This window comes from Clostridium sp. OM02-18AC (genome assembly GCF_003481825.1).
Lineage (GTDB): Bacteria > Bacillota > Clostridia > Lachnospirales > Lachnospiraceae > Brotaphodocola.
This window is the reverse complement of the sequence record NZ_QULW01000001.1, coordinates 1-12025: the sequence shown is the minus strand read 5'-3', so window position 1 is coordinate 12025 and position 12025 is coordinate 1. Positions and strand designations below refer to the sequence as shown.

Sequence of the window (12025 nt, the reverse complement as noted above, 5' to 3'; positions counted from 1 at the left end):
TCTTGTAACTGTTTTAAGACCTTCCTAAATTAGAGGTTTCTTACACATTCCTTGAAAATCTCACCGCGCTGCTCGTAGTTGTCAAACATACCCCAGCTTGCGCACGCCGGAGATAAGAGGACATTGTCCCCTGCATTGGCATAAGCGGCACAGACGCGTACAGCCTCTGCCATATCCTCTGCATACATAATATCAGTAAAGCCATGGCTTCTGGCACACTCTGCGATCTTGTCGCGGGTCTGACCGATCAGAACCAGATATTTTACCTTATCGCCAAATTCCTCGATCCACTCGTCATACTCGCTGTGCTTGTCATAACCACCAGCGATCAGAACAGTCGGACCCGGCATCGCGCGGATTGCCTGAATGGCAGCATCCGGGTTGGTTCCCTTGGAATCGTTATAATAACGGACCCCGGAACGCTCCAGGACAAACTCAATCCGGTGCTCCACTGCCTGAAACTCCTTTACGGCTTTGCGGATGCAGTCCATCGGCACGCCCATGCGGATGCTCATGGCTACTGCTGCCATAACATTCTCATAATTATGCTTTCCTAACAGCTGCATATCGGTTTTTACATTCAGGATTTCCTCAGTCTTGCCGTCATGCGCATAGATCATGGTATCTCCGTCCAGATACATACCGTCTTTTAAGGTCTGTGTGCTGGAGAAAAAGATAACCTTCGGCTTTAAGTCCTTCTTCTCGCCAAACTCGCGCAGTACTTTATCGTCGTAGTTTAAAACGATGCAGTCGTCTTCGGTCTGGTTCACTGCAACACGCTCTTTTACTTCAATGTAATTTTCCATGGTTCCGTGACGGTTTAAATGATCCGGCGTAATGTTTAAGATTGCGCTCACATTCGGATGGAAATCCATGATGGTCTCAAGCTGGAAGCTGGAAACCTCTGCAACCGTAACCGATTTCTCGGTCGTATCCAAAGCAACTTCCGTGTACGGGATACCGATATTTCCGACCACAAACACCTCATCGAAGAACGTTTTCATAATGGCGCCGGTCAGCGCTGTGGTCGTGGTTTTTCCATTGGTTCCGGTAATGGCGATCAGTTTGCCCTTTGCCACATGGTATGCCAGCTGGATCTCACTCCAGATCGGAATTTTCGCCTCATCCAGTACCGGTACAAACGGCGCATCCAACGGGATTCCCGGGCTGATAATAGAAAGCTCCACGCCTAAAAGATCCGGTCTGGTCAGTTCTCCCAGCACGATCGTGATCTTTGCATCTTCCTCAAAATTTTCCTTAATCTTCTCCGGATCCAGCTTGTCGTTGCCATCGTAAAGTACAACCTCGCCGCCCATGGCAAGAAGAAGTTTTGCTGCTGCAATACCGCTCTTTCCGGTACCTGCCACCAATACTTTCTGACTCATCTCATATACCTCCTGTCCTTTCAAAGATGTTATATTCCCAAGTATGCCACCAGGCAGAGCAGTGCAGTCACAATCGAAAATACTGCAACCACCCTGGTCTCAGACCAGCCGCCCAGTTCAAAATGATGATGGATCGGCGCCATGCGGAAAATACGTTTTCCATGGGTAGCCTTAAAGTAAGATACCTGCATGATAACCGATAATACTTCAACCAGATAGATCAGACCGATGATCGGAATGAATAACGGCATCTGCATCATAAATGCGCTGGATGCCACAAATCCGCCTAAAGCCAGGGAACCGGTGTCGCCCATGAAGACCTTGGCCGGATATACGTTAAACAGCAGAAAGCCAAGAAGACTTCCTACTACGGCTCCGGTGATCGGGCTGATGCCGCTGTTTTCCCCAATGGAAATGATGGTCAGAAATGTTGCAACCAGAATGGTCACACTGGTGCACAGGCCATCCAGACCATCGGTAAAGTTTACGCCGTTGTCCGTTCCAAGCACAACAAAGAAGACAAACGGAATAAATAAAAAGCCTAAATTTAAATAAATGCCATGTTCGAAGCCGCCGGTAAACGGCACCAGCATGGATGTCTCCACTTCGCCGGAACACATCAGATAATACACAAAAATTCCGGTGATGATAAACTGGCCGATCAGCTTCTGGACCGGATTTAAGCCCTCGGAACGCTTCATGACGATCTTGATGTAGTCATCCAGAAAACCGATGACACCAAACCCCACAGTCATAAATAAGACCGGAATGATGCGCGGGTAGTCACGGATGTACAGCAAAGAGGTGATCACCACCGCGGTTAAAAATACCAGTCCGCCCATCGTCGGGGTGCCCTGCTTCTTTAAATGTGCCTGTGGACCGTCATCGCGGACCTGCTGTCCGAATTTTAACTTATGCAGAAACGGGATTACGATCGGACAGAGGATCGCGCTGACTGCAAATGCGATAATGATCGCAAGAATGGTTTCGTTAATCATGATACTCTCCTAAGTTTTCTATGTATTTTGACATATCTATTAGTATACGTCTTTTCTATTTCCTTTGCAAGGCTGTTTCCTGCACAATTCCCAGATACGGCAGGATATTCTGGAACAGATCCGCAATGACCGGTGCCGCAATCGTTCCTCCATAATAGATTCCCTGCGGTTCATCGATCGTGATCAGCGCAATGACCTGCGGATCGTCCGCGGGGGCAAAACCGACAAACGAAGAAATATATTTTTTCAGGCTCCGCGGCAGTTTTTCCGAAGTTGCTGTCTTACCGCCAATGCGAAAGCCCGCCACCGCTGCCTTCTTTCCGCTGCCCTCTGCTACCACCTGTTCCAGCACATAGCGCATGGTTTTGCTGGTCTCTTCCGACAGGATCCGGCGTCCCTCCGGCCAGGAAAAACGGTGAACAAAGCTCTCATCCGCTGCCACCGCCTTCACGCCAAAATGCGGTGTCACCCGCCTGCCTCCATTGATGGTGGAAGCAGCTGTAGTGATCAGCTGGATGGGCGTGATCTGAAAGGACTGCCCGAACGAAACCGTGGCCAGCTCCACCAGTCCCATATGTTCTTTTTTATGCATGATCGTGGATGCTTCACCCGGAAGATCAATGCCCGTTTTTTCGCGCAGACCAAACTGTTCAAAATACTGGCAGTAACGGTCAATCCCAAGGCGCTGCCCCACATCGATAAAAACCGGGTTGCAGGAATTCATGGCACCCTGCAAAAACGTTTCGCCTCCGTGTCCGCCCACCTTATGACAGCGGATTTTCCGGTCTTCCACAATTCGAAATCCCGGGCAGGAAAACTGGTCTGTCAGCGACACCACACCGGCCTCCAGCCCAGCAGCCGCCGTAATGATCTTAAACGTAGAACCAGGTTCATAGGTATCGTTGATCGCCGGATTTCTCCACATCTGATTTAAAAGTTCCTGCTTTTCTTTCGCCGAAATGCCCGGTGGTTCTTCTGTATTCAGTGTGAACGGATCGTTGAGATCAAATTCCGGAACATTGACCATTGCCAGAATTTCCCCATTCTGCGGATTCATCACGATCACCGATACTTTTTTTGCGCCTTTTCGCTCCATAGTCTGACGTGCCGCCTGCTGGGCATACTGCTGGATATTCACATCCAGACTTACGTACAGATCTGCTCCCGCCACCGGCTCGTTCCGCTCTTCAAACGCATTTTCCAGTTCCACCCCCGCTGCATCGGCCATCGTAAGGATCGTACCGTTCGTTCCTTTTAAAACTGACTCATAAAAGACCTCAAGACCGATGATTCCCTGGTTGTCTCCTCCGGTAAATCCCAGAACTTTGGATGCCAGGCTGGAAAACGGATAATAGCGTTTGTAATCCTCATCCACCTTTACTCCATCCAGATGAAGTTCCCGGATCGCATCGCCTGTTTCTTTGTCAACATTGGTCCGGATAATCTCACGGGAACTGCGTTTTTCCACCTTTTTCCGGACCGTCGCCTCCTCCATCCCCAGTTTTTCGCATAAACTCCGAATAACCAGCTCTGCATCTTTCACCTGATTATGGATCACGGAAATGGTACACACCGTCCGGTTTGCCGCAATGACCGTTCCATTGGTATCCAGGATCCTGCCTCTGGCTGCCTTAATGGTCCGCTCTCTCTGATGCAGATCCTCTGCCATCTCACTGTAGTGGTCTGCCCGGTATATCATAAGAAACACAAGCCGCCCTGTCAGTCCCGCCATGCAAAGACACAGCAGGAAAAACAGGACGGCTATCCTTCTCCGGTGATGAGTCAGAAACGCATTTCTGTTTTCATGCTGCGTAAACAAGATTGGATACGCGCCCATGCCGGCTCCTTAAACAGTCATTATTCTATTCCTATGAAGATTTTAAAGGTTCTATGCGTAAATCAGCCGGCATTCCATGCAAAACACCGCATGATTTTATGCCTGCTATTATCATGTTTTCCTGTACATGCATACGTGCCAGGTAAAACATTACGTCCCGGCAGCAGAAGTGGCACTCATGGTTTCCCGCTCCTGCCCGGCAGAGGACTCTGCCGTTCCTGCCGCACTGCTTTGTGTGCTCTCTGAACTGCCTGCCTGTTCCTGCCCGGATTCCGTATTTCCAGAATTTTCTGCTGCGCTGCTCTCCGAACTGCTCTTGGCACTGCTACTCTCTGTACTTTCTTCCGAAGCAGAAGACTCTGGAACATTCTGAACCGGCGTCACGTAACCGCTGCCGTCACGCTCTCCGCTTCCAGCATCCGCGCTGCTCTCCGGCACATCTTCCGGAAGGTCGGAGTCTGCTCCAGGTTCTACATATTCCTCTGTCTCATACACCTTCGGCTCTGCCTCGGTCTCCGGAACTACCCCCGTATTGTCGGTAATGCCCTCTGCCTCCGGCAGCTGCGTCGATGCCTCGCTCTGCTGTGCCTCAAAATCTACAGACGGGAATACATTCAAATAAGGAAGAATGTCACCCATGATCTTGGAAAATACGCCGCTGGCGTAAGAACTGTGCGCCTGATCTTCTACATGCGGGGTATCGATCGTGACATATACCAGCACCTGCGGATCATGCGTCGGTGCAAATCCACAGAAAGAAAGCAGATAGTTCTTTGCGGAACGCGGGATTTTCTCTGCGGTACCGGTCTTTCCAGCGATCTCATAGCCTTCTACAGCCGCTGCTTTACCGGTTCCCTCAGAAACCGTGCGGAATAATGCATCTTTGATAAAGCTGCTGGTCGACTCGGAAACCGTCTCACGCACCAGCTTCGGTTTTACTTCCTTCACAACCGATCCCTGGTCATTTAAGATCTGTTTGACGACATGCGGCTCATAGTAAGAACCGCCATTGATCACGGAACAGTAGGCTGCAGCCATCTGGATCATGGAACAGTTATAGTTCTGTCCAAAAGAGTTGGTTGCCAGGTCTGCAGAGTTCATCTGATCCGCACTTCGCACCAGACCCTTTGCATCGGCCTCACCCGGCAGGTCAATCCCGGTTTTTTCGCCGAATCCAAACGAGCTCATATAACGCGCGAAAGTCTGCGCCCCTGTCTTGGCTGCAATCTGCATCATGGCATCGTTACAGGAAACCATCAAAGCCTCTGCAACTGTCAGCATGCCGTGACCGCCCTTTTTGTAAGCGGTACACTTGATCTGGTGTCCCGCCACTTCCTGGTAACCATCGCAGTAAAAAGTATCGTTCGGAGAAATAATTCCCTCCTCAAGCGCCGCTGCCACGGTAAAGATCTTCGACGGAGAACCTGGCTCATAGGTATCACTGACATCGTAGTTACGCCATTTCTGGTTCCACGCTACCTGAAGTCCGTAGGAACGGATCTCATCCGACGAGAAATGCTCCGGCACCTGTTCGATCGTGATGGTGCTTCCATCGGTCTTCTTGTGCTGACGGTTATAGGTCTGCATTGCCTCCTTTAAGCCAAGTTCCCGAAGCGAATCTTCGCTGAAACTGTCTGCCGCACTTCTCGGATTATTTAAGTCAAACATGCTGTCATTCGCCATGGCAAGCACTTCACCGTTATTCGGATTCATGACCACAACGCCCACATGCTCGGATCCTGTCTCTGCCATCCATTCATTGATCCGCTTTTCTACTGCATTCTGAATGTTCACATCGATACTGGAAACCACTGTGTTTCCATTCTGCGCAGGCTTAATGACTCGTTCCAGGTTGGAATCGTCATTCAAATAACCGTATTCCCGGCCATTCGTGCCAATCAGGGAATCGTTGTAGGACTGCTCAATGCCGCCGTTTCCCGAACCTCCGTCGCTGGTAGCAAAACCAACTACGTTGCAGGCCAGGGAATTGTACGGATAGATTCGTTTAAACTCATCCTCAAACCAGATGCCCTTCACACGGGCCTTGGAATCTGCCTTGGCATTGACCTTGTTTGTATCGGACTGGTACTGTTCAAATGCCTCTTTCTGGTCATAAGAAAGCTGTCTGGCATAACGCAGGTACGCCTTGGCGGAATTGTCCCGGATCAGATTGCGCATCTCGGTCTCATCATAGCCAAATACCGTTGCAAGCGCTGTCACGGTCGCATCCAGATAGTCCTCTTCCGCAGACATGATCTGTTTTGCGTCGATGATCAGATTGTACACCTTTTCTGTCGTTGCCAGATAGGTACCGTTGCGGTCCACGATATCGCCCCGCCGGTACGGAAGCACACGGCTGTCGTACTGCTGCTGGGACAGCACAATCTGGTTGTAGCTGTCCTGTTTTGTCGTCATGATGTGATACAACACATAGATTAACGCAAACAAAGCCAGCGTAATCACAATGACCGTGACCGCCAGCTTTTCCTGCATATATGTTGTGAAGATCCGGCGCACACCGGATCTTCGTTTTTCCCCCGTCTGTGAATGCTGATTAGTGTTTTGGGATGTCCTCATATTGTCTTACATACTCACTTTCCGTTTTATCATATAATAGCACCTGATTACGGTTGGCATATACCATGCCGAGTTCCTCTGTAGCAACTTTGTAAATATGGTCCAGATCCATATCGGTATTGATACGGGTCTGAAGGGCATCGTTCTCGGAGCGGAGCTGTTCCAGTTCCTGTTCCAGTCCCTCAATGTTGTGGATCTTGGCGGTCATGGAGGACTGCACATGCAGATACCCTACGCAGATATACAGCGTACAGATTGCTGCCAGTGTCAGCATGATCACGTAAGGCAGATCCATCTGAAGTGCCTTTTCCTGATTTCTTCTGACAGTATGGCTCATATTCTGGCGGTACTGCACAACTCTCCGTTCTCTTGTCCGTTCCCTCTCTGCTGCCACATTTCTGGCGGCAGTTCCATACACATAGCCCTCTCTTGCTGCTCTGTGCGAAGCCATACTCATTCCTCCTTTTTCCTCTTACGTAACATTCCCTTTTTATATTTCTGATTCTGTATCTTACATTTTCACGGTGCCGCTGCTTTTTCAGCACCAGTCTTATGCCCGTTCAAATACACGGAGTTTTGAACTCTTCGAACGCTTATTGTACTCCAGTTCCTCTTCTCCCGGCACGATCGGCTTTCGGGTGATCACCTTTCCTTTGCTCTTTCTGCCACACATGCATACCGGAAATTCCGGCGGGCAGATGCACGGGTTTTCATTATCCCGGAAGCGTTTTTTCACGATCCGGTCTTCCAGTGAATGGAACGTAATGATGCTTAAACGGCCTCCCGGATTCAAAAGATCAATCATCGTATCAATCGAGCGGTTTAATACGTCCAACTCATGGTTTAATTCAATCCGGATTGCCTGGAACGTCCGTTTTGCCGGATGTCCGCCCGTAGCCCGGATCTTGGCCGGAATCGCTGCTTTGATGGTCTCGATCAGCTCTCCGGTCGTCTCGTAAGGTTTTTCCTCACGCTGCCGCACAATATGTTTGGCAATATTCTTCGCGAAGCGGTCCTCGCCGTAATCACGGATAATACGGTAAAGTTCCATTTCGCTGTAGGTATTTACAATATCTGCTGCAGTCTGGGTATTCCGCTGATCCATACGCATGTCAAGCGGAGCGTCCTCCCGGTAGGTAAAGCCTCTGGATGCTGTATCAAGCTGATAGGAAGAAACCCCAAGATCCAGATAAATGCCGTCCACTTTTTCAATTTCTAAATCATGAAGCACGGAAGCAATGTTTTCGTAATTGCTTCGAACAATCGTGACCTTATCCTGAAATTCAGAAAGACGCTCGGATGCAGCCGCGATTGCATCCGCATCCTGATCGATGCCGATGAGACGTCCATGCTCTCCCAGACGGCTGCAGACCTCATGGGCATGTCCGCCTCCGCCAAGTGTTCCGTCCACATAGATGCCGTCCGGTTTGATGTTCAGACTGTCGACCGTTTCATATAATAATACTGATTTGTGTTCAAATGCCATTTAAATTCCAAGACCCTCCATATTCTCTGCAATTTCTTCCATATCGTCGTAGGTATTCGACTGATTCCAGTTATCTCTGCTCCAGATCTCAATCCGGCTTCCTACACCGACTAACACTGCGTCCTTTTCGATCTTGGCAAATTCCCTTAACACGGCCGGAAGTAAGATCCGTCCCTGTTTGTCTACTTCACAGGTGGTAGCGCCCGCAAGGAAAAAGCGGGAAAACTTTCGTGCGTTTGCATTGGTGAGCGGCAGAGCATGTAATTTTTCTTCCAGAGCTTTCCACTCTGTATTTTCATAGACGAATAAACAGCCATCGAGCCCTTTCGTTACCACGAATTCGTCTCCAAGCTGTTCCCTGAATTTGGAAGGGACAATTAACCGGCCCTTCGCGTCCACTGTATGATTGTATTCACCCATGAACATACTCAATCACCTGCTTCGTTCCTGCACTGCACATTCTCCAAATGGTTCCTGTTCACGCATGTGTGCCCAGGAAGCAAAACGTACCCTTGTCCTACACTTTTGTACCATTCCGAACCACTTTGTGCCACTTTCCACCACTTGTAACATAAGTTTAGTACATGCGTAAGAAAATAGCAAGGTTTTTTCACAAAAAAGCAATGGAAAATCAAGGAAATCCACAAGCGGAAGTCATGCCATTGGCATATTTCCAATATGCAATGCAAAAAAGAGGAGATATCCACCCGTCTTTTGTGAATATCTCCCCTGTAAAGTTTGTGAAACAAATGTTCAGGAATTTTATTTTTCAGTATTCCATGGCTATGTAGATCTCGATCAGCCGGTCAAGCTCTACACTCTTTTCATAAATATAGCGATAATCTTCTCCATTTTCAATACTGCCGTCCAGTTTTTTTCTGGCCTGTTCAATGCATACCACCAGTTCCTCCTTGGAAATTTCCATGCCTTTTCCCTCCAGGTATCCGGCAACACAGCTGTCTGGTCAAAAAGCCTCTTTTCCCGCTGTATCCGGTTCAATGTGTGACATGTTTTACGGCATTTGTGATTTTCATTCTGATTCTGCAATGTTCTTTCTGCCATGTTCCAGATGACTGGCCGCAGAATTTTGTTACTGTTTGTGCAAATGTGACGAGGAATCGTTTCTGCCGTGCCAGATCAGGTTGCCTGCTGCTACTAGAATCAGCACCAGGGACAATGCCTGGGAAACCGGAAAACCGGTTCCAAATAAGATCAGCTGATCCGTCCGCAGACTCTCAATCCAGAAACGTCCCAGTCCATAACCGCACAGATAGATCCAGAGCATCTGTCCATCGTACTGTTTCTTTTTCCGGAACCAGAGCATAAACAGAAGCAGGCACAGATTCCAACAGGATTCATAAAGAAACGTCGGATGTACCTGAATGAACTCCACTCCATTTTCCACGATCTTGTGACTTAAAACATCTGCATTGAGCATATTTTCGTTCACCAGCGAAAGTTTGATCCGCATAGCCAGCAGACTGTCTGTATAGCCACCAAAGGCCTCACAGTTAAAGAAATTTCCCCACCGACCAATGATCTGTCCCGTGACCAGTCCCAGTACCCCGGTATCTGCCATGGAAAAAAACGACATTTTTTTCACGCGTGTATACACGATCATGGTGATGGTTCCGGCGATCACACCACCATAAATTGCAAGACCTCCCGCACGCAAGTTAAAAATCTGAAGTAAATTTTCTTTGTAATAATCCCACTCAAAAACCACGTAGTAAATTCTCGCACCGATAATGGAACATATAATTGCATACAGAGCAAAGTCCAGATATAATTCGGGATCCTGCCCCCTCCTTTTCGCATCTGACTGGGCGATCCATATGCCCGCCAGCATTCCGATTCCGATGATGATGCCATAAAACGCAATCCGGAATCCGAATACTGAAATACTGTTTTTCAGATGCTCGATCGTAATTCCGAGATGTACAAAACGGATGTCTGCTCCGTTCATTTTCCGCTCTCCTTTCAACGCTGTCTCTATTTTAATGCCTATAAAGGGCAAAGGCAAATAAATTCGTACGACTTATTTCGCCCTTGTTCGACAGCTTGTTTTTTAATATATGATATGGTGTTGAAGTCAAAAAGTCTTTCTTCATCTGTCATACCAGATTGCCGCACAGATATAATGGTATAAGGAAAGAGAGAAAAAAGCAAGGAAATTTGGCTAATTTATTTTTTATTACGACTGTTTTATAGAATTCCTCTGTAACTTTTTGAAACCCAGTCGATATGACCTCGATTTTCAGATACGTATCCAAATAGATTTTGCCTGTCTGGCAAAACAGCTCATAAAATATGAGCCGAAATATTGTCATGCCTCTTCCCGGATTTCATCCGCATGTTCCCGGACATATTCTTCCATGTACAGATTATACATCATATAGCGTTCCCCCATTTTTCGACTGTTTTTTATTCGGCGAACGGAATTCTGAAGCTGTTCCACAAATGGATCCGCGTAGTCAGCTTCGCTTCCGAACAAATCAATAATTTTATTTATATTCTTTCGTAATCAGCAATTCCACCGCGAGCCTATCCTGCAGCCGTCCGCTCTTCACTGCTTCTTCTGTCTCCACACAGGATTCCACGTATGAAAGGATCTGCTCCCGACTGAACTGTCTGGCCTGCGGCATGACCTTTCCTACCACAAATGGCTGCATTTTGAGCTTCGATGCGATGGTTCCCTTGTCCATGCCCTTTGCCATCAGCTCTTTGACCTGCAACAGCTGGTTAAACTGTCTCGCGATCAGAAAAAGAATACGCATCGGCGGTTCTTTTAAGGTCAGGAGATCTTCGTAGAGGTCCATGGCTTTCCGGGTCTGGCGGTTTACGATAGCTGCCACCATGTCGAAAATGCGGTTTGTGACCTGCACCGTGCAGACCGCCATGACATCTTCATCGGTGATGACATCGCGCCCCAGCGTATAGCTGATGACCTTTTCCAGTTCCATACGGATGTTTTCCATGTCATCCCCGGTCATGCTTAAAAATAAATCCATCGTGCGGTTGGTGATCTTTTTCTGCTCCCTCGCCAGAATTCCGCCTGCCCATCTGGCTAACTGAGCACTGTCCTGGCGGTTTAGTTCTGCGGCGTAACCCATGTCCTTAACTTTCTTGTAAAGACGGTTGCGCTTATCCACCTCAGTCTCCACAAACAGCAAGATGGTGGTGTCCGGCATGGACGGAAGATACTGCACCAGGGCATCGGATGCACTTTTGAAAAATCCGCTGTCTTCGATGAGAATAAGACGGCGCTCCGCAAAAAATGGCATGGTATCTGCCAGACGGATCAGCTCGTCTACATCGAGACCTTTGCCTTCGAACCGCGCAAAATTCATGGTGTCGTCGCCGATGATGGCTTCTTTTAAGCGGTTTTTGTAGCTGTTTTTTAAGAAAACTTCTTCTCCATATAAAAGATAGATCTGTTTAAACTGTCCTGTTTTGATATCCTGATTCAATACCTGCATGAAACGTTCTCCATTTCTTTTCTCTCGTTCGCGCCAAGGTGCAATTCCTTTGTATCATAACACAGCGTAAAAACGGATACAAGGCTGCAATTCACAGACAATCTGCGTGAACTACATCGGCAATTGAATTACCGAGCATCTGATTACGAAGTATAGCTCCGTAGTTTCAGGGGTGCGTCCATGACACCCTTACTGCTACCCTGATGGGTTACACAGCTACTTTTATTGTTTTTGTACTGCTCAGCCCGGTTACGGGCATATCA

Annotated in this window: 11 protein-coding genes; all 11 read right to left on the bottom strand. The window is 48.2% G+C overall.

Annotated features, from left to right (window positions below; translation table 11 throughout):
- Positions 1–29: 29 nt before the first annotated feature.
- Complete coding sequence (murD, locus tag DXB18_RS00055) at positions 30–1385, bottom strand: UDP-N-acetylmuramoyl-L-alanine--D-glutamate ligase (RefSeq protein WP_118705273.1); 1356 nt, start codon at positions 1383–1385, stop codon at positions 30–32.
- A gap of 29 nt (positions 1386–1414) precedes the next feature.
- Positions 1415–2383, bottom strand: a complete 969-nt coding sequence (gene mraY, locus DXB18_RS00050; RefSeq protein ID WP_118543474.1) for a phospho-N-acetylmuramoyl-pentapeptide-transferase — start codon at positions 2381–2383, stop codon at positions 1415–1417.
- Positions 2384–2438: 55 nt separating this feature from the next.
- Positions 2439–4115, bottom strand: coding sequence for a penicillin-binding transpeptidase domain-containing protein (locus DXB18_RS00045; protein ID WP_118705623.1), 1677 nt, complete (start codon positions 4113–4115; stop codon positions 2439–2441).
- A 255-nt stretch (positions 4116–4370) separates the two neighbouring features.
- Entirely contained in the window at positions 4371–6713 is a 2343-nt protein-coding gene (locus tag DXB18_RS00040) for a penicillin-binding transpeptidase domain-containing protein (RefSeq protein ID WP_243103039.1), read from the bottom strand.
- A gap of 61 nt (positions 6714–6774) precedes the next feature.
- Entirely contained in the window at positions 6775–7248 is a 474-nt protein-coding gene (locus DXB18_RS00035; RefSeq protein ID WP_243035334.1) for a septum formation initiator family protein, read from the bottom strand.
- A 99-nt stretch (positions 7249–7347) separates the two neighbouring features.
- On the bottom strand, positions 7348–8283 hold the full coding sequence (gene rsmH, locus DXB18_RS00030) for a 16S rRNA (cytosine(1402)-N(4))-methyltransferase RsmH (RefSeq protein WP_118705269.1): 936 nt from the start codon (positions 8281–8283) through the stop codon (positions 7348–7350).
- Positions 8284–8709: a division/cell wall cluster transcriptional repressor MraZ gene (gene mraZ / locus DXB18_RS00025; protein ID WP_118543470.1), complete on the bottom strand. Its 426-nt coding sequence runs from the start codon at positions 8707–8709 to the stop codon at positions 8284–8286.
- Between the two features lie 343 nt (positions 8710–9052).
- Positions 9053–9208, bottom strand: coding sequence for a Spo0E family sporulation regulatory protein-aspartic acid phosphatase (locus tag DXB18_RS00020; RefSeq protein ID WP_118543469.1), 156 nt, complete (start codon positions 9206–9208; stop codon positions 9053–9055).
- Positions 9209–9373: 165 nt separating this feature from the next.
- Entirely contained in the window at positions 9374–10249 is an 876-nt protein-coding gene (gene lgt, locus DXB18_RS00015) for a prolipoprotein diacylglyceryl transferase (RefSeq protein ID WP_118543468.1), read from the bottom strand.
- Positions 10250–10609: 360 nt separating this feature from the next.
- Entirely contained in the window at positions 10610–10777 is a 168-nt protein-coding gene (locus DXB18_RS16275; RefSeq protein WP_207665743.1) for a hypothetical protein, read from the bottom strand.
- A gap of 10 nt (positions 10778–10787) precedes the next feature.
- Positions 10788–11762, bottom strand: a complete 975-nt coding sequence (gene holA / locus DXB18_RS00005; protein WP_118705267.1) for a DNA polymerase III subunit delta — start codon at positions 11760–11762, stop codon at positions 10788–10790.
- Between the last annotated feature and the right edge of the window lie 263 nt (positions 11763–12025).